Origin of the sequence: Brooklawnia cerclae (assembly GCF_011758645.1) — a bacterium.
GTDB classification, from domain to species: domain Bacteria; phylum Actinomycetota; class Actinomycetes; order Propionibacteriales; family Propionibacteriaceae; genus Brooklawnia; species Brooklawnia cerclae.
Map to the genome: position 1 here is coordinate 2,191,851 of NZ_JAAMOZ010000001.1, position 19,089 is coordinate 2,210,939.

Below are 19,089 nucleotides of genomic sequence, written 5' to 3' on the forward strand. Positions count from 1 at the left end.
GCGGATGCTGATCGCGGCAGGGGTCGATTGATCGTGTGGACCATCACAGGCTTCGCGGACGAAGTCGCGGACGACTTCGAGGAGCAGTTGGCCCTCATGACCGAGTTGGGCGTCCGATTCATCGAGTTCCGCAGCGCTTGGGGCGTCCGGGTTCTCGACCTGCCGGACGCTCAGCTTCGGCTGGCCAAGCAGATGCTGGACGACGCGGGTATCTGCGTGAGTGCCCTGGGCACCGATCTCGGCAAGGTGCGCATGGACGACGACTTCACCGTCCACCTCGATCGGGCCCACCGGGCCGCCGACGTGGCGTGGTTCCTGGAGACCTCCGAGGTGCGTGGTTTCTCGTTCTATCCGCCGACCGGCGAGGACCCCGCGATGTACCGGAAGCAGGTCATCGACCGGCTGGGACGCATGGCGACCATCGTCGACCAAGCGGGCGCACGGTACCTGCACGAGAACGAGAAGGGCATCTACGGCGACACTCCTGAGCGGTGCGCCGACCTGGCAGCCCACCTCGATCCGCATACGTTCCGGCTGATCCTCGATCCCGCCAACTACGTACAATGCGGGGTGCGTCCTTTCGACGAGGCCTATCCGCTCGTCCGGTCCGCGACGGTGTACGTACACATCAAGGACGCGACCTTCCCCGACGGGACGGTGCGCCCGGCAGGCCAGGGTGACGCGCAGATACCCGAGATCCTGCACGCGCTCCACAACGACGGGTTCGACGGGTATCTCTCGGTCGAGCCACATCTCGGGGCCGTCGACGCTTTCGGGGCCCTGTCGGGCTCCGGGCCGTGGCGGACCGCGCACGAAGCGCTGATCGATGTCCTCCGCGCGGAGGACGCCGAGTGGGCCTGAGCCTCACTCCCCTATTCCACAAGGAGAAAACATGGACGATGCGGTCCGCTTCGGCGTGGTCGGCCTCGGCACGCAGGGAACGCTGTATGCCCGTCTGGTGAGCCAGGGTCGCGCGCCGGCGCTCCGTCTGGCTGCCGTGTGCGGCTCGAACCCCGCCAGCCGGGCCACGGATCGTCACTCGGCGCTCGCCGCGGAGTTGGGCGTCCCGCTGTTCACCGATTACACCGCGCTGCTCGAATCGGGTGAGGTGGACGCCGTGGTCATCACGACGCCGCACTACGAGCATCCTGCCTTCGCGATCGAAGCCCTCCGGCGCGGCGTCCACACCCTGCTCGAGAAGCCGGCCGGCGTCTACACGCTGCAGGTGGAACGCATGCTCGCGGCGGGCGCCGAGCACCCGGACGCAACCCTCGCGATGATGTTCAACCAGCGCGCCAACCCCCTCTACTCCGACCTCAAGCGGGCGATCGATTCCGGGCTGTTCGGCGAACTGCGGCACTCGTCGTGGATCATCACGAGCTGGTGGCGTCCCGATGCCTACTACGCGTCCTCCCCCTGGCGCGCGACCTGGGGAGGCGAGGGAGGCGGGGTGCTGGTGAACCAGGCACCGCACCAGCTCGACCTGTGGCAGTGGCTGTGCGGCGCGCCCGAACGGGTGTTCGCGCGGGCGCAGTTCGGGTTCCGCCGTGACATCCCGGTCGAGGACGAAGTCAATGCGGTCGTCGACTTCGGCCACGGAGCCACCGGCCACTTCATGACGGGGACGAACGATCTCGTGGGCACCGATCGGCTCGAGCTCCTGTTCGACCGCGGGAAGGTGCTGGTCGAGGGGTCGTCCCGCATCACGACCTGGCTCCTGAACGACGACGAACGGACGATCGCCCGCACGATGAGCCCCGAGGACGCCGCGAAAGCCCCCTCGGGTGCGCTCGACCTGTCGACCTTCTGGTCGTCGGACTCCCGTGACTACGCGAGCCGCTGGGGCGAGCAACACGCGGCCGTGCTGCAGAACTTCGGCGAGCACGTCCTCGACGGCACGCCTCTGCTGGCGTCCGGCCTCGACGGCCTGGCCCAGGTGAAGCTGGCCAACGCCATGCACCTGTCCGCATGGACCGGCCGCGACGTCGACCTCGCGCACCTCGACGCCACGCAGTACCTGGCGGAGCTCAACTCCCGGATCGCCGCGGAGGGACGCTACCCCACCCGCGAGTGAGCGACAGGTCCGTGCTGCCGGTGTGATCGGTCACTTGGACACGGCCTCCGACGTGACGATCCCGGAGATCTCCGACGACTCGTCCTCGGTCGAGGGCTCGGCCTCGATGAACGTCCGAAGCCCCGGCCCCCACACGCTGAGCACTGCCACCGGCACCCACAGCGCGGCCATGACCCACGCGCCCACGCCGATGTCCGCCGCTGCCACGATGAGCGCCGTCAATCCCAGCCCGATCGGGGAACCGACCATGGCCGCCGCCGTGAGCAGGGCCATGACGCGCCCCCGGAGGGCATCGGGCACCCGCACCACCAGCATGACCGACACGATGGGCCCGAAGAGGCCTTGGCCGACCCCTGCCACGACCATGCCCACGGCGACCAGGACGAAGCCGTGTAGGACGGCGATGACGCCGAACCCGACCGTGAGCAGGATGATCGCGGCAACCCACGCCGACCATCGCCGACGCGCGAGCACGGCCCCGTAGACGATCGAACCAGCGACGGTGCCCACGGCGAACCCCGACAGGCTGAGCCCGAGGAACTCCGAGCGCCCCATGCTCGTGAAGTGTGCCGGGAGGATGACGCTCAGCAGTGGCGCCACCGCGATCTGGCTCGCGACGTAGATGACGGTGAGGATGATCAGGGGGCGGCTTCCGCGGATGAGGTGCCATCCCGCCCAGGCCGAGGAGTCGTCATCGGCCGCGCGGACGCGCGTGGTGGCCTTCAGCGGCATGACCGCGATCAGCAGCGCGGCCAGCCCGGAGCAGACCGCGGTGATCCATACGACCTGGATCGAGGGCATCACCGCGAGCAGGAATCCTGCCACTGCGGGCCCGGCGAGCATGGCGACGCCGAACACGGACTGGCGGCCGCTCGCCGCCTGGTCGATGCTCACTTCCGAGGCCTCCGCGACGTTGGCGATGAGGGTTTCGCGAGCCGTGGACCCGGGGACGTCGAACAGCGCACCGAGGATGCCCAGCACGATGAACCAGGCGACATCGAGGCCGACGGTCGCGTCCACTATCGCCAACGCAGCCACAGACACCGCGCTCCCGATGTCGGAGAGCACACTCATGGCACGGCGGCCGACGCGATCGATGAGCTGCCCACCCAGGATGGTCGCGAAGATCGAGGGGACGGCCGATATCGCCGCGATGGTGCCCGCCAGCGCCGGATCCCCGGTACGTTCCAGGACGAGCCAGGGAAGCACGATCATGATCGAGGCGTTGCCGAACATCGATGCGGCGGTGGCCGCCAGGTAGACGGGCAGTGCCGCGCGTCGGCGCATCGTTCCAGTCGGCTGCGTCGCGACGTCCGCGTCGGTCATCGTGCGCTCCGCACGCAGATGTCTCCGAATGCGGTCGAGCCGCGAAGCTCGACCTTGTCGACCATCTGCGCCTGATCGACGGGTGGTAGTTGGTTGGCGACCTCGCCCACCGACGACCTCAGGTCGACCCACACCGAGGTGGACGAGGGGACCCCGAACGTCAGGTCGCCCAGGCGAGTGGTGGCCTCGATCACTCCGGCCTCGGCGCGGTCGATCGAGATGTCACCGGCCGACGTGGCGGCCACCGCCGACCCGCGGACCGAGCGGAGCCGGATGTCACCGTGCGCGGTCGTCGCCCTCAACTCGCCCGCCAGCCTGCCGCAGGTGATCGAGCCGTTTCCCGACTTCACCGCCACGGAGCCACCCACGGACTCGATGCGGGTGTCGCCGTTGGAGGTGACGACATCGGCCCGGCCGTCCAGGTGGGCGATCGTCACATCACCGTGGCTCGTCAGCACGTCCACGTCCCTGGCATCTCCGAGGACGACGTCGCCCGCCGACGACCGGACGCGGATCGAGGCGGCGCTTCCGTCGACCTGGATGTCGCCGTACGAGCCGGCGACGTCGATGCGTGAGCCGGCGGGGGCTTCCACCCGCACGGTGACTGTCGACGACGGGCGCAACGACCACAGGCTCGGGCGCCTGCGTGGGACCGAGACCGTGAGCATGCCCCCGACGAGAGAGACCGTCGCCTCGCGCGCCAGCTGGGCTGCCGCGTCGGATCGGTCTGCGGGCTCCACGGAAGCCGTGGTGACCGCGCCGGCCGTCAGGTCGACGAAGATGTCGCCGAGACGGCTGTCGATGGCGATGTCGATGGGTTGCGGAGTGTCGAAAGTGTAGTCGGGCATGGGTGAACCCTTCATGGGAGATGGCGGGGTGAAACGGACGGTCGACCGGGCGGCGCCCGGCGCGGTCAGCGAAGCCAGCCGCTGAGGTGGTTGCCGAGTCCTAGCTCGTCCGAGGTTCGCGTGGCCCGTGTCGAGCCGGCGAGTGCTTGCGTGCAGATCCGAACGAGCCAGGCGTTGACCGAGAGTCCCTCGGCCTTCGCCGCCTGCTCGATCCTGGCCTTGAGTGACTCCGGCGGGCGGAAGTTGACCCGCGCGGAGGCCTCGTCCGATTCATCATGGCGCATGGTTGACGCCACCGGGGGTGGGGGTGGCGTCGGGGGGAGGGACTGTTCCAGGGTCGGTGGCGTCACGACGAACCCCACGTCCCGGCCATGGAGGCGAACCTCGACCGAGCCCGGAACCATCTCTGTCGTGATCGCATCGGCTGCTGCAGTCAGCACGTCGAGCATGGTCAGGCGCATGGCGGGGTCGAGGGACGCCACCAGCCTCTCGGCTGCGGCGACCGCCTCCTGCCCACCCAGATGGGCCGCCGAGACCAGTTCGCCACGAAGCTGATCGACATACGGGCTGAGATCCATGACTCCATGGTGGCGCCATATTGGCGCCATGTCAACACCTTAGCGGCACCATCCTGTCAACTCCGTTCGAGCCACTCCCCTGCCGCTCTCGTCTCGGTGAGCGTCACGAGATCGGCGAGATATCCGGACGACCGCTCCGGGTCGCCCGCCACCAGTTCCTCGGCCAACTCACGCGCGTCCGCGATGAGCTGAGCATCGTCGAGCACCCGCAACAGGCGCAGGGTCGATTTGCCGCCCGCCTGCTGAGCGCCGAGCACATCACCCTCGCGCCGCTGGGCCAGATCGAGATCGGCCAGTTCGAATCCGTCGCGGGTGGAGGCCACCGCGGCCAGTCGCTCGGCCGCCACCGACCCGGCGTCCACCGCCGTGGCCAGCAGGCACACTCCGGGATACGCACCCCGCCCGATGCGCCCGCGGAGCTGATGCAGCTGGCTGATGCCGAACCGGTCGGCGTCCATGACGATCATCATCGAGGCATTGGGGACGTCGACACCGACCTCGATCACGGTCGTGGCGACCAGCACGTCCAGCTCTCGCGCCGCGAACCCCGCCATGACCTCGTCCTTCTCGCTCGCCGGCAACCGCCCGTGAAGCACCCCGAGCCGCAACCCCGCGAGCGGACCCTCTCGGAGCCGTTCAGCGAGCTCCGTCACCGAGGCGCTCGGCGATGCCCCATCGCCGGCCCCCTCGTCGGGCTCGGATCCGCTGATCCGCGGGCACACGACGAACACCTGCCTGCCGGCCGAAACCTCTTCCCGAGCACGCTCCCAAGCCCGGTCGAGCCAAGCGGGGTGGGCCCGCACGTCGACGACGGTCGTCTGCACGGGCTGCCGGCCCGCGGGGATCTCGCGCAGGGTCGATACCTCGAGGTCGCCGAACACCGTCATCGCGATCGATCGGGGGATGGGCGTGGCCGTCAGGACGAGCAGATGCGGCACCTGATCGGCGCGCTCCTGCAGCACGGCGCGCTGCTCGACGCCGAACCGGTGCTGCTCGTCGACGACGACGAGCCCGAGAGCGGCAAAACCCACCTGCTCCGAGAACAGCGCATGCGTCCCGATGACGATGCCCGCCTGCCCGTCCGCGATCTTCGCCAACGCCTCACGTCGTCTCGCGGCCGGGGTCGAACCGGTGAGCAGCACCACCTCGGTGGCATCGTCCGGCGCGCCGAGGACGCGTCCGGCGCCGAGATCGCCGAGCATCCGGCGGATCGAATCGGCGTGCTGCGACGCCAGCACCTCGGTCGGTGCGAGCAGCACCGCCTGTCTGCCCGAGTCGACCTCCGCGAGCATGGCGCGCAGCGCGACGACCGTCTTGCCGGAGCCCACCTCGCCCTGAAGGAGACGTTGCATGGGCCGCTCGCGTCCTATGTCGGACAAGATCTGTTCGGACACCTGCCGCTGACCCTCGGTCAGGTCGAAGGGCAGGGCGGCGTCGAACCTCGCCAGCAGGCCGTCCGCGTGCACGGTCACCGGCAGCGCGCGGGAGTGCGACGCGTCCAGCCGCCGGTAGGCCATGGTGACCTGCAGGGCAAGCGCCTCGTCCGCCTTGAGTCGGCGCTCCGCCGCGCCGACCTCGCGCAGGCTCCCGGGATGGTGCACCTGCTCCAAGGCATCCATCAAGCCCATCACATCCAGACGGGCGCGAGCCGGGGCCGGCATCGGGTCGGGTGTGCCGCGTAGACCGTCCAGGACGATGTCGACACACTCGCCGATCTGCCAGGTGGGCAGTTTCGATGTGGCCGGATAGATTCCCACGAGGCCGCCGCGGGTGACATGGGATACCATGGCCACGCGCTTCTCGTCCGCCCAGCCGACGATCCGGCCCGTCTCGCTCAGCATGACGAAGTTGGGGTGTGTCATCTGCAACTCGCCCCGGAACTCCCCCACCTTGCCGACGAAGATGCCCTTGACGCCCTTGCTCAACTGCAGTTGCCAGAACTTCACGTGCCGTGGCTCGCCGAAGAAGGTGACGTTCAGATGGCCCCGGCCATCGGTGAGGACGACCTGTAGGCGCGGACGCTGGCCGGGGCGCGCGATGGTCTCCATCTGTGCCACCCGGGCGACCAGGGCGACGTCCTCCCCAGGCCCGATGCTGCCCAGGTCGGTGGTCTCGGTACCCGACAGGTACCGGCGTGGCACGTGCTGCATGAGATCGGACACCGTGCGCAGCCCGAGCCCTGCGAGCGCCTTGGCGGTCTTGTCGCCGAGAATGCCGGACAACGGTTCGGCGAGCCGCCGGTAGGCGTCCGTACGCCACAAGCTCGCGACAGGGCCCGTACCCTCTTCCGGGGAGCGGACGGTTCTCGCGGACCGCGTCGACGTGGTCCCCTGATCACCCGTCCGTCTGCTGCCCGCCATGGCTCGAGCCTAGCCGCGACGTCCGACAGCTTCGCGTAGCGGGAGAACCCCTGTACGAATCGGACGGAGTCCCCGCGCGGACGACAACGACCCTGCCTCAGGCCCCCAGGACCGTTATCGGCACGACGAAAACACCATCGCCCCGACGGTGTGCGACACCGGTGGGCACGACGACGACGCATGCCGAAGGAGGACGGGCGATCTTAGCAGTCACCCGCAACAGGTTCCGAGCGGCAGCATCCACTGCGGACTCCCCCAGCTTTGCCTCAACAGCGATCCAGCGGCCGTCGGCGGCCTCGACCACGGCATCGATCTCATCACGGCCCTTGGTATCGCGATAGTGGAACACTCCACGCGCACCAATCGCCTGTGCATAGACGCGCAGATCATGAACCACTTGCCCTTCGTAGAGGAACCCGAGGGTCCTGGGTTCCGTGAGCAGTCTTGATGTGCCCGCACCCAGCAGAGCAGCCGCCAGCGAGGGATCCGCCATATGACGCTTCGGAGTCTGTACCAACACCGATCGTGATCTCAGTTGGGGAGACCACGCCGGCTGATCCTCTACCAGATGCATGCGAGCCGCGAAGTCGAACAGTTCCGGCGCAGCTGCGGGGCCCACGGCAATCGATGAGTCTGCCTCGATCCGGCGGGTCATCGCCGCGAAGGGCGCCGGTTGCGCCTCAAGACCCGCGGACGCCCGTAGGAACGCGACCAATCTTCGAGGATCCCGCCTCGGCCCCGCGACGGTGGGGAAGGGATTTATCCACTACCGGGTAGCGGATTTCTCCACTATCAAGCGAATCGGTTGACCTACAAGCCCTCGCCTCGACGATCCGTTGGTGACCCGTGAAGGCCCACGCGTGACGCGGTGCCACCAGCAACCCGAGACGAAAGACCATCAGATCGGTTGTTTGGTGACGCAATCTATGTAGACGAAAGTCTTTCCTCCGGGCGCATAGCTCCGGCAGGGTGCCGCATTGGGTGGCCTGGTGGAACCCTGATCCTGCGCCGAGTCCTCTTGCTGAGCGACTCCGGCAGAGGTTGCTGGCGCAGTTGGCTCTACGGTTCCCCCTCCGGAAACCGTCTCATTCTCGCCGACCGCCTGCTGTTGATAGCCTGGCGAACCTGCCCACTCGCTCTCAGATACGGTCTCTATATCATTCGAGGGCTGAGCAGCAGCCCCGGCTTCGCGTGCTTGGTTCTCGCGCTCCTGTTTTGCCGCTTCCTCGGCCTCCAACGCCGCGGCTTGCGAGCGCATCGTTTCGACCCGCTCACCGGCATAGTCGCGAGCTGACTGCAGCGAATCCATGCGGTTCACAACTTTGAACCGCATATGTTCCAGCTCTGAGGTCGTGTAGAAGGCAAGAGGCATCACCGAAGAATCGCCGGCCAGTTGGTCGCGCAGCGCCTGAATCCCCACCAGGGCAGCATCAATCTCAGTGAGAGTAGCGACCAGTTCCTCGAGCGATGCCTCGGGGCTAAGGACCGTCGAAAGCTCTTGCGCCGGGAGGCTGGCTATCTGACTCGGCAATGAGCATTCGATCTGTGTCGAATACAACCCAGCACCACGCCTCCTGGCCTCCTCTTGAGCTGCCAAAACCTCGGGATAGTATTTTTCGTTTCCACTGAACACCACAGCTCGACCGAGACCCTTCAACGCGATCTCAGCGTTGACAAGTGACCCCTCACTGATCACTCCGGCAAGGACACGTCCATAACCGTCGACTCGAACGCGATCGTATCCCAGGCTGACATTACTTCCCGGAGGAAGTCGCCCAGCAAGGAATTTGCTGGCCTCTTCAGCACCGCATTCCACTGGCTTGTCAGGGTCGACGCTCTCCGGAGTGTCGACGTTCAAAAGCCGCACACGCACGTTCTCGCTACCGTCGAGAACATCAATCGTATCGCCGTCGACCACGCGAACTACCTGGACCTCTTTCATGAAGGTCGCCTCGCTGCTCACGCTATATATGGCGAGGCCGGCCAAAGCGACAACTATAGGAACGGCCACCCCTGCCAGCACGCGGCTACCCGCCAGAAGAAGGCCTTGCGGGGTCGGAAGCACAGGTTGGATTCTACTAATTGTCCGCCTAGATGTACTGATCGGACAGGTTGGTCGGGTCGGTGTGACGACGCGGTCTGATTGATTGTCTGGGAAGGACCTCCCGCGGTTGAGTGGAATTGCTCATGGTATCCACTCAGAACAGGAGGTCCTTCGTGGCCCACGCTAACGCAGCCCTGACCCCGAGACATCGATTGAAGGTCGCCCAGCTCGTTGTCGACCAAGGCTGGCCGATCAGTGAGGTCGCTGCCCGATTCCAGGTGTCGTGGCCGACCGTGAAACGGTGGGCCGATCGGTACGCCGCCGGGGAATCGATGGACGACCGGTCGAGTCGGCCGCACCACCAGCCGGCCCGGACACCAGCACCGACCGTGCGCAGGGTCCTCGAGCTCAGGTGGCGCAAACGTCTCGGCCCGGTGCAGCTGGCCTCCCGCACGGGTGTCGCGGCGTCGACGGTCCACAAGATCCTGGTCCGTAACCGGCTGAACCGGCTCACCTATGTGGACCGGGCCACCGGGGAACCCGTCCGCCGCTACGAGCACGACCATCCCGGGTCGTTGATCCATGTGGATGTGAAGAAGCTCGGCAACATCCCCGACGGTGGCGGGTGGCGGTTCGTCGGCCGCCAGCAAGGCGACTGGAACCAGCAGGCGACCCCTGGCAAGCCGAAGAGCAAGTATCACAACCCGCTCATGGGCCACGCGTTCGTGCACACCGTGATCGACGACCACAGCCGGGTCGCGTACGCCGAGGTCCACGACGACGAAACCGCGGCCACCGCGACCGCTGTCCTGGCCCGCGCGGTCGCCTGGTACGCCGCCCGCGGCATCACCATCGAACGCGTGCTGTCCGACAACGGGTCGGCCTACAAGTCGCACTTGTGGCGCGACACCTGCGCCGCGCTCGGCATCACCATGAAGAAGACCCGACCCCGCCGACCCCAAACGAACGGCAAGATCGAACGCTTCCACCGCACCCTCGCCGACGGCTGGGCCTACGCCCGCCACTACTACTCAGAAACCGAACGACGCCAAGCCCTGCCCGGCTGGCTCCACGAATACAATCACCACCGACCCCACTCAGCCATCGGAGGCAAACCCCCAATCAGCCGATTGACCAACGTCCCCGATCAGTACACCTAGACGGCAACGCACGACGTCCGCCACCCGTGATGGGCGACGGACGTCGTCAGCGATAGGAATACCGCCCCACCCCGGTCGACGGCCGGGACAGGTCGGCGCTCGCGTCAGCGGGTGACGCGACCAGCCTTCAGGCAGCCGGTGCACACGTTCAGGCGCTTGTGGGTGCCGTTCACAGTCGCACGGACCCGCTGAATGTTCGGGTTCCAGCGCCGGATGGTCTTCTTCTTGGACCAGGGAACGTTGTGACCGAAGCTAGGGCCCTTACCGCAAACGTCGCACACGGCAGCCATGGCAACTCTCCTCGATCTCGTGGAATCAGACACGTTCGTGAGCGTCCTGAGGACGCAACCTGACGATCCTACCCAATCCGGGGCCGTCAACCCAAATCCGGGCCTTGACCCCGGCCCGAGAAGGAGTCGACCCGTCAGACCGCGATGACGACCGGGACGATCATCGGGCGGCTGCGGTACGTCCGCGACACCCATCGTCCGATCACGCGCCGCACCGTCTGTTGCAGGCGGTGCGTGTCGTCCACGCCCTCGGCCAGCGACTGTTCGAGCGCCACCCGGATCTCATCGGTGACCGACTCGAAGACCCCGGCGTGCTCCAGGAACCCCCGCGCGCTCACGTCCGGGCCGGCCACGATCGTGCCCGCGCGCAGATCGACGGCGGCGATCACCGAGATGAACCCCTCCTCGCCGAGGATGCGCCGGTCGGTGAGCTCCGAATCGGAGACGTCACCGACGGTGGAACCGTCCACGAAGATGTACGACGCGTCCACACGGCCGACGCGCTTGGCCCGCCCCTTCGCCAGGTCGATGACGTCACCGTCCTCGGCGACGATCGTCCGCTGGGCCGGGATGCCGGTGGACTGCGCGAGACGCGCGTTGGCGACCAGGTGGCGCGCCTCCCCGTGGATGGGCATGGCGTTCTTGGGCTGCACCACGTTGTAGGTGTACAGGAGTTCCCCCGCGCTCGCGTGACCCGAGACGTGGACGAAGGCGTTGCCACGGTGGACGACGTTCGCACCGATGCGGGTGAGCCCGTTGATCACCCGATAGACGGCGTTCTCGTTGCCGGGGATGAGGGACGACGCCAGGAGCACGGTGTCGCCTCGCCTGACCTCGATGACCGGGTGCTCGCGGTTCGCGATCCGTGCCAGCGCCGACAGGGGTTCTCCCTGCGAGCCGGTGGACACCACGACGACCTTGTCGTCCGGGTAGTTGGGCAGGTCGTTGAGGTCGATCAGGGTGCCCGCGGGCACCCGCAGGAACCCCAGCTCCTGCGCCGTGGTCATGTTGCGCACCATCGAACGCCCCACATAGACGACCTTGCGGCCGTGGGCGACCGCGAGATCCATCACCTGCTGCACACGGTGGACGTGCGAGGAGAAACACGCGACGACGAGCTTGCCGGTGGCGGCCGCGAACACGCGCTCCAGAGCCGGCTCGATCTCCCGCTCCGAAGGAGTGAACCCGTGCACCTCGGCGTTCGTGGAATCGGCCATCAGAAGGTCGATGCCCTCCAGCGACAGCCGGGCGAACCCACGCAGGTCGGTGATGCGGCCGTCCAGCGGCAACTGATCGAGCTTGAAGTCGCCGGTGTGCAGCACCGTTCCCGCAGACGTCTTGATCGCCACGGCCAAGGCGTCCGGGATCGAGTGGTTGACCGCGAAGAACTCCAGCGTGAACTGGTCGAGGGGAACGACCGTCCCGCCGTCGACCTCGTGGTACATCGCCGTGTCACGCAACCGGTGTTCCCGTAGTTTGCCGTCGACGAGCGCGAGGGTGAGCTTGCTGCCGTACATCGGGATGTCCTGACGCCTGCGCAGCAGATACGGAACAGCTCCGATGTGGTCCTCGTGCCCGTGGGTGAGCACGAGCCCGACGACGTCGTCGAGCCGTTCGTTCAGGTAGTCGAGGCCCGGCAGGAGCAGGTCGACGCCGGGATGGTCGTCCTCGGGGAACAGGACGCCGCAGTCGACCAGCAGCAGTTTGCCGTTGATCTCGAAGCAGGTCATGTTTCGGCCGATGTCGCCCAGGCCGCCGAGCGGAATGATTCGCAACGTACCGGGGGCGAGTTTGGGTGGGGTCTGGAGTGCATTCATGTCGGCACCAATCCTACCGGTTGGCAGAAAGCGCCCACCGCACCGGACGAGCCGCGGCCTGGTTGCGGCCGCTGACGCGGGCGTACGAGACGTCGGCACGGTTCGCGTCCGGCGGCTTCGTCGTTCGGGGAAAGGTGACCGGACGCATAGGATCGTCCCCGTGACCAGCCCCGTCCATACCGACAGCGTCCGACTCGCGATGCCCGCCGAAGCCAGCGCCATCACCGGCGTTCAACGCGCATACCTGGCATCCCTGCCGGGGTTGGCGGCCGTGCTCGACGATCTGGACGAGGCCACGATGACCAGGGCCTGGTTCGAGGCGATCACGCGGCCGCCACTGGCCACCTATCGAGTCCTGGTCGCCCTCGACCACAACGACGGCATCGTCGGTTTCGCGGCCATCGGCCCCTCGGACGACATCGACGCGGACGAGACCGACGCCCTGGTGGCGGAGTTCTGCGTCCAACCCGATCATCAGGACGCGGGCCACGAGGACCGCCTCATGCACGCGATTGCAGACACCCTGCGCGCCGACGGGTTCGTCCGGGCGACGTGGTGGGTGCTCGCGGACGACGACCGCACCCGTGCGTTCCTGACCGCCTCCGGGTGGGCCCCCGACGGCGGGCACCAGGAGATCGGTGACGAGGACGACCACCTGCGCGTCAAGCAGGTGCGCCTGCACACCAGCCTGGTCGACCAGGCTGGATTCGTGACGGACGACGAAGCGCCGCAGACCTCCTGACCGAGGTGCCAATCCGCCGGTAGCGAGCCCGATCCACCACGCGCGGAGACCAGTCGGCCCGTTCTCCGCAGGGCACGCGATATCAGATGAGTTCCCCTACCGCGACGCCCGTCCCGTGGAGGTGGGCGACCACACCGTCGGCGTCGATGTCGAGCCCCTCGTAGACCAGCCCCGCGGGCTGGGGCAGCCTCATCTCGGCCGCCAGTGCGTCGAGGGCGCCGGTGACGATGGACTCCGGCACGTCGATGCCGGCCACCTCCGCAGTGGGGTCGGCGATCGTCAGGCTGCCGTCGGCTGCCAGATCCAGATCGCCCTCGACCTGGATCGCGATGGTCGCCCCGAAGTACTCGACCGTCAGGGACGCCGACACCCGGTTGCCGGACACGTACGACAAGGGGAAGCCGGTCATCGCCTCCAGATCGCTCCACCGAAAGGCGATGTCGGCATCCAGATCCTCCGCGGTCGCCTGAGGAAGGTCGTCCCACGGCGACAATCCCTCGGCAGTGATGTCGATCGACTCCACCGTCCCCGTGCGGCCCTCGATGGTGACCACGGCGTCGTCCGCCGTCACGTGAACGCGCTCGACGCGTTTGGTCACCCCGGCCAGCAGGATCGGCCAACCACCCAGTTCGGTCGTCACCCGTGCACCGCCGAGTTGCTCGGCCACCTGGGCGCTGGTGCGCTGTTCCGCCTGATCGCGGACGTGCGCGTCCACCAGCATCAACCCGGCCACGAGTACGACGACCACCAGGAGAACGGCCAGCCACGACCGTGCCCGGCGAACGGCCATGGGGTCAGTCCTCGCCGATCCCGAGCAGGCTGTTGATGCCGACCGTCAGACCCGGCCGGTCACCGACCGCTCGAACCGCCGCCAGCACGCCCGGCATGTAGCTGGAACGCTGGAAGGAGTCGTCCCGGATGGTCAGCATCTCGCCAGGATTGCCCAGGACGACCTCCTGGTGAGCGAACAGGCCCTGCAGCCGCACAGAATGCACGTGCACACCGTCGATACTCGCCCCACGGGCACCGTCCTCCTCGAGGGTGGTCGCATCGGGCATCGGGGGGCTGCCCGCATCCGCCCGCGCCGCCGCGATCGCTCGCGCGGTCGATGCCGCCGTACCCGAGGGGGCGTCCACCTTGCGCGGGTGATGCAGCTCGATGACCTCGACCGACTCGAAGAACGGTGCGGCCTTCGTCGCGAAATGCATCATGAGCACCGCGGCTATGGAGAAGTTCGGGGCGATCAGCACATTGCTGCCGGGTTTGGCGTCCAGCAGTTCCCGCACCTCGTCGAGGCGGACGGGGGTGAACCCCGTCGTCCCCACCACGACATCGAGACCGTGGTCGATGCACCAGGAGATGTTGCTCATCACGGCGTCGGGAGTGGTGAAGTCGACCACGACGTCGGCCTGCTCGACCGCGCCGCGATCGTCCCCCGAGTCGACAGCGGCGACCAGTTCGAGATCGGCTGCCCCCTCGACCGCCCCGACGACCTCTTGCCCCATGCGCCCCCTGGCTCCGAAGACCGCCACCTTGAGCACGTCGACCACCCCTTCTCGCGTCTCCGCAAGCCTACCGGGGTCGCCGGGTTCCCCGTGGCGCCGGTCAGCGCCGCGGTATACGGGCCTCGCCACGGTGGTCGACGGTCGGTAGCGTGACCCAGTTCCTTCAAATCTCCGCACCCGCGATTCTGGCTACGCCTTATACCGACCCCAGGCCGTCCAGGCACCAGTTTGAAGGAACATGGTCACGGCCGACGGCGTGCACTCCGCTTCCGGACAGGGAAACGGCCCGCGGAGAACGAATCTCCACGGGCCGTCAGCGTCATGCCGACCGGATTCACTCGGCGGCGGCGACCTCCGCCTTCTCGTCCTCCTCGATGACCGGCACGAGCGACAGCTTGCCGCGGTCATCGACGTCGCTGATCTCGACCTGGATCTTCTGGCCGACGCTCACCACGTCCTCGACGTTCTCGACGCGATGCCCCTCGTTGAGGGCGCGCATCTTCGAGATGTGCAGCAGCCCGTCCTTGCCGGGAAGCAGCGAGATGAACGCTCCGAAGGTGGTCAGCTTCACAACCGTGCCGAGGTAGCGCTCGCCCTTCTCGGGCATCGTCGGGTTGGCGATCGCGTTGACCATCTGGCGGGCCGCCTCGGCCGAGGTGCCGTCGGTCGCGCCGATGAAGATCGTGCCGTCCTCCTCGATGGAGATGTTGGCGCCGGTGTCGTCCTGGATCTGGTTGATGACCTTGCCCTTGGGCCCGATGACCTCGCCGATCTTGTCGACGGGGATGTGCACCGTGATGATCCGCGGAGCGAAGGGGCTCATCTCGTCGGGCTGGTCGATGGCCTCGTTCATGATGCCGAGGATCGTCGTCCGGGCGTCCTTCGCCTGCAGCAGCGCGGCCGCCAGCACATCGGAGGGGATCCCGTCCAGCTTGGTGTCGAGCTGCAGCGCGGTGATGAACTCGCTGGTGCCGGCGACCTTGAAGTCCATGTCACCGAGCGCGTCCTCGGCGCCCAGGATGTCGGTGAGCGCGAGGTAGCGGGTCTGGCCCGACTCGTCCTTCTCGCTCATCAGGCCCATGGCGATGCCGGCGACGGGTGCCTTCAGCGGAACGCCCGCGTTCATCAGCGCCAGGCTGGAGGCGCACACCGAACCCATCGACGTCGAGCCGTTGGAACCGATGGCCTCCGACACCTCACGGATGGCGTAGGGGAACTCCTCACGAGTCGGCAGCACCGGGACGATGGCCCGCTCGGCCAGCGCGCCGTGGCCGACCTCACGCCGCTTGGGCGAGCCGACACGGCCAGTCTCACCGGTGGAGTACGGCGGCATCTCGTACTGGTGCATGTAGCGCTTGGCCGTGGTCGCGCTCACGGTGTCGAGCTTCTGCTCCATCTCGAGCATGTTGAGCGTCGTGATACCGAGCACCTGGGTCTCCCCGCGCTGGAACAGCGACGAGCCGTGCACACGCGGGATCAGGCCCACCTGCGCCGACAGCGGCCGGATGTCCTTGGGACCACGGCCGTCGATGCGACGCCCCTGGCTCAGGACGCGTCCGCGCACGATCTTCTTCTGGAGCGCCTTGAACGCGCCCGCGATCTCGCCCTCGCGTCCCGCGAACGCCTCGTTGTCGGCCAGCTTCTCGTAGATCGACGCCTTCAGGGCCTTCTCGGCCTCCTGCCGGTCGAGCTTGTCGGCGATCTGCTCGATCTCGTCGAGCCTGGCCGCGGCCAGCGACGAGACCTCGGCGTAGATGTCGTCCTCGTACTCCTTGAACACGGGGAAGGGGTAGGTCTCCTTGCTGATCTGGCTCGCGAGTTCGACCTGTGCGTCGCACAGCGCCTTGATGAAAGGCTTCGCGGCCTCCAGCCCCCCGGCGACGACGTCCTCGGTGGGAGCGGTCTGCCCGGAGCGGACGATGTTCCACGTGCTCTCGGTGCCACCGGCCTCGACCATCATGATCGCGACGTCACCGTCGGCGAGCACGCGCCCGGCCACGACCATCGAGAAGACGGCCTTCTTCTCCTGCTCGACCGTCGGGAAACACACCCACGAGTCGCCGAGGAGCGACAGGCGAACGCCCCCGATGGGGCCGTGGAACGGCAGCCCGGCGATCTGGGTCGACATCGAGGCCGCGTTGATCGCGAGCACGTCGTACTCGACCTGCGGGTTCAGTGCCAGCACCGTGACGACGATCTGCACCTCGTTCCGCAGTCCCTTGACGAAGGCGGGGCGGATCGGGCGGTCGATCAGGCGGCAGGCGAGGATCGCATTGTCGGACGGACGCCCCTCGCGACGGAAGAACGACCCGGGGATGCGGCCGACCGCGTACATCTTCTCGTCGACATCGACGGTGAGCGGGAAGAAGTCGATCGACTCGCGCGGCGACTTCTGCGCCGTGGTGGCCGACAGCAACATGGTGTCGCCGTCGAGGTAGACGGCGGCGGAGCCATCCGCCTGTTGCGCGAGCACACCGGCCTCGAACCGGACGACATGTTTGCCGCGCGATCCGTTGTCGATGATGGCCTCGCTGAACTTGAGGTTTTCACCCTCCATGAATTGTCCTCTCTGCGTGCGGACCCGTTGGCCCGCGGATGCCCGGCCGCGCATCGTGCGCGCCGGGTGCGGCGCCGGGAGGATCAGGAAGGTCGTCGACCTCGAATGATGGTCTTCGATCGAGGCCATCGGGACGCGGGGATTCGCACCCGCCGGCCCGCTGGCCACTACCGAGGACCAACAACCGTGATGCTCCCCGCGCCCACGACCACCCCATCGCGGGGCGGCTTCGTGATGAAGTTGTTATGTGCCTCAATCATGCCGTGGGACGAAAGCTCATGCACGCCACACGGCGATTGCTCCGGAAAACACGTCAAGGGGGGCGCCCCGTGGAGGGCGCTCCCCTTGACGAATCAAACCGACAGAATCGAATCCCCCTGAACCGGACTCAGGATCACCGGCGCAGGCCCAACCGCTCGATGAGCTTGCGGTAGTGGTCGATGTCTTCCTTGGCCACGTAGTTGAGCAGGCGGCGGCGATGGCCGACCATCAGCATGAGGCCGCGACGGGAGTGATGATCGCCCTTGTGCTGCTTGAGATGCTCGGTCAGGTGAGCGATGCGCTTGGTGAGCAGCGCGATCTGCACGTCCGGGGAGCCGGTATCGCCGGGACGCGTGGCGTATTCCTCGATGATCTTCTTCTTGGTGTCAGTGTCCATGACGAACCAACCTTTCGGACTCGCTGCGCGGCGCCCCCGGTGCTGGATCGCGATGGGGACTCTTACGGGGCCGCGGCCGATCGAACGGCAACCCCACGAGCCTACCATGTCGCCCCCGACCAGGCGAACCCGCTGATCACGGGCCTTTCGTCCGCCGACGAGGACAGACGACGGTCAGGCGACACCCAGGGCGGAACGCGTGTCCGCCACGTCGACTTCCATCTGGGCTATGAGCTCGTCCACCGACGAGAACCTCACCTGCCCACGCAGGTGCGCCACGAACTCGACACCGATCTCGACTCCGTAGAGCTCGAGGTCGGTGCGATCGAGGACGTAGGACTCGACCCTGCGTTCCAGGCCGTCGAAGGTCGGGTTGGTGCCCACGCTGATCGCGGACGGCAGGAGAAGGGCGTCACGCTCGTCCAGCCGTCGGAGCCAACCCGCGTAGACACCGTCGGCGGGGATCGCCATGTCGTCGGGGATCACCAGGTTGGCGGTCGGAAAGCCCAGGTCACGGCCACGCTGGTCGCCCATGACCACCACGCCGCGCACCCGGAAGCTCCGGCCCAGGTGCCGGGCAGCCTGTTCGACGTCGCCGCGGGCGATGGCCTGACGTACCAGCGTCGAGCACGTGCGGACGTCGTCGACCTCCCACAGATGCATGACGTCCACCTCGAAGCGTCCACGGGCGAGTTCGCGCATCGTCTCGCCCGTGCCCGCCGCCCCCTTGCCGAACGTGAAATTCTCACCGACCTCGACGGCGACAGGATTCAGCGGCGTGAGGATCGTCTCGACGAACCGCTCGGGCGACCAGCCCGCGATCTCGCGGGTGAACTGGACGACCCTCACCTGGTCGGCTCCGTAACGCCGCAGCAGGTCGATGCGATCGGACAGGTCGGTGAGAAGCCTCGGCGCCTTGTCGGGCGCCACGACGCGCAGAGGATGAGGCCAGAAGGTCACGACGACGACGGGGAGCGGGCCCTGGTCGTCCGCCCACTGCACGGCCTGTTCACGAGCCCGGGCGAGGAGCTTCTGGTGTCCAGTGTGGACGCCATCGAAGTTCCCGATGACCACCACGCTGTGCCGTCTCTCCGGTCGCATTCCCGCTCCTGGTCCAGCCGTTCGTCCGC

Annotated in this window: 17 protein-coding genes; 4 read left to right on the plus strand and 13 right to left on the minus strand. The window is 67.4% G+C overall.

What is annotated here, in order from left to right; translation table 11 throughout:
- Positions 1-33 precede the first annotated feature (33 nt).
- Together FB473_RS10230 and FB473_RS10235 are read left to right on the plus strand one after the other, a co-directional pair.
- Positions 34-861, plus strand: coding sequence for a TIM barrel protein (locus tag FB473_RS10230; RefSeq protein ID WP_167167048.1), 828 nt, complete (start codon positions 34-36; stop codon positions 859-861).
- Between the two features lie 31 nt (positions 862-892).
- Positions 893-2,074, plus strand: a complete 1,182-nt coding sequence (locus tag FB473_RS10235) for a Gfo/Idh/MocA family protein (protein ID WP_167167050.1) — start codon at positions 893-895, stop codon at positions 2,072-2,074.
- A gap of 30 nt (positions 2,075-2,104) precedes the next feature.
- On the opposite strand, the gene FB473_RS10240 is transcribed toward FB473_RS10235, so the two are convergent.
- From FB473_RS10240 to FB473_RS10265, 6 genes are all read right to left on the minus strand, one after another.
- Positions 2,105-3,400, minus strand: coding sequence for an MFS transporter (locus FB473_RS10240; RefSeq protein ID WP_167167051.1), 1,296 nt, complete (start codon positions 3,398-3,400; stop codon positions 2,105-2,107).
- On the minus strand, positions 3,397-4,248 hold the full coding sequence (locus tag FB473_RS10245) for a DUF4097 family beta strand repeat-containing protein (RefSeq protein WP_167167053.1): 852 nt from the start codon (positions 4,246-4,248) through the stop codon (positions 3,397-3,399). The genes FB473_RS10240 and FB473_RS10245 overlap by 4 nt, the downstream gene beginning before the upstream one ends.
- Positions 4,249-4,313: 65 nt before the next feature.
- Positions 4,314-4,826, minus strand: coding sequence for a hypothetical protein (locus FB473_RS10250; RefSeq protein WP_167167055.1), 513 nt, complete (start codon positions 4,824-4,826; stop codon positions 4,314-4,316).
- 56 nt (positions 4,827-4,882) lie between these two features.
- Entirely contained in the window at positions 4,883-7,186 is a 2,304-nt protein-coding gene (locus FB473_RS10255; RefSeq protein WP_167167057.1) for an ATP-dependent DNA helicase RecG, read from the minus strand.
- A gap of 97 nt (positions 7,187-7,283) precedes the next feature.
- Entirely contained in the window at positions 7,284-7,949 is a 666-nt protein-coding gene (locus tag FB473_RS10260) for a DUF4143 domain-containing protein (RefSeq protein ID WP_167169438.1), read from the minus strand.
- Between the two features lie 135 nt (positions 7,950-8,084).
- On the minus strand, positions 8,085-9,251 hold the full coding sequence (locus FB473_RS10265; RefSeq protein WP_167167059.1) for a thermonuclease family protein: 1,167 nt from the start codon (positions 9,249-9,251) through the stop codon (positions 8,085-8,087).
- Between the two features lie 152 nt (positions 9,252-9,403).
- On the opposite strand from FB473_RS10265, the gene FB473_RS10270 reads away from it, so the two are divergent.
- Positions 9,404-10,390 carry an IS481 family transposase gene (locus FB473_RS10270; protein ID WP_167164250.1) on the plus strand — a complete coding sequence of 329 codons (987 nt, stop codon included), beginning with the start codon at positions 9,404-9,406 and terminating at the stop codon, positions 10,388-10,390.
- Between the two features lie 104 nt (positions 10,391-10,494).
- Here FB473_RS10270 and rpmB read toward each other — a convergent pair whose 3' ends face one another.
- Positions 10,495-10,680, minus strand: a complete 186-nt coding sequence (gene rpmB / locus FB473_RS10275; RefSeq protein WP_167167061.1) for a 50S ribosomal protein L28 — start codon at positions 10,678-10,680, stop codon at positions 10,495-10,497.
- A 134-nt stretch (positions 10,681-10,814) separates the two neighbouring features.
- The gene (locus tag FB473_RS10280) at positions 10,815-12,497 is read right to left on the minus strand and encodes a ribonuclease J (RefSeq protein WP_167167062.1); all 1,683 of its coding nucleotides are present in this window, start codon (positions 12,495-12,497) and stop codon (positions 10,815-10,817) included.
- A 160-nt stretch (positions 12,498-12,657) separates the two neighbouring features.
- Here FB473_RS10280 and FB473_RS10285 point away from each other — a divergent pair, with 160 nt between their 5' ends.
- Positions 12,658-13,239: a GNAT family N-acetyltransferase gene (locus FB473_RS10285; protein ID WP_341770090.1), complete on the plus strand. Its 582-nt coding sequence runs from the start codon at positions 12,658-12,660 to the stop codon at positions 13,237-13,239.
- 82 nt (positions 13,240-13,321) lie between these two features.
- Here the strand turns inward: FB473_RS10285 and FB473_RS10290 are convergent, their stop codons facing one another.
- The 5 genes from FB473_RS10290 to FB473_RS10310 form a co-directional block, all read right to left on the minus strand.
- Positions 13,322-14,029, minus strand: a complete 708-nt coding sequence (locus tag FB473_RS10290) for an LmeA family phospholipid-binding protein (RefSeq protein ID WP_167167064.1) — start codon at positions 14,027-14,029, stop codon at positions 13,322-13,324.
- A 4-nt stretch (positions 14,030-14,033) separates the two neighbouring features.
- Positions 14,034-14,780, minus strand: a complete 747-nt coding sequence (dapB, locus tag FB473_RS10295) for a 4-hydroxy-tetrahydrodipicolinate reductase (protein ID WP_167167066.1) — start codon at positions 14,778-14,780, stop codon at positions 14,034-14,036.
- A 298-nt stretch (positions 14,781-15,078) separates the two neighbouring features.
- On the minus strand, positions 15,079-17,301 hold the full coding sequence (locus FB473_RS10300) for a polyribonucleotide nucleotidyltransferase (protein ID WP_167167068.1): 2,223 nt from the start codon (positions 17,299-17,301) through the stop codon (positions 15,079-15,081).
- A 394-nt stretch (positions 17,302-17,695) separates the two neighbouring features.
- Positions 17,696-17,959, minus strand: a complete 264-nt coding sequence (rpsO, locus tag FB473_RS10305; RefSeq protein ID WP_167167070.1) for a 30S ribosomal protein S15 — start codon at positions 17,957-17,959, stop codon at positions 17,696-17,698.
- 174 nt (positions 17,960-18,133) lie between these two features.
- Positions 18,134-19,060: a bifunctional riboflavin kinase/FAD synthetase gene (locus FB473_RS10310; RefSeq protein WP_167167072.1), complete on the minus strand. Its 927-nt coding sequence runs from the start codon at positions 19,058-19,060 to the stop codon at positions 18,134-18,136.
- Positions 19,061-19,089: the final 29 nt, after the last annotated feature.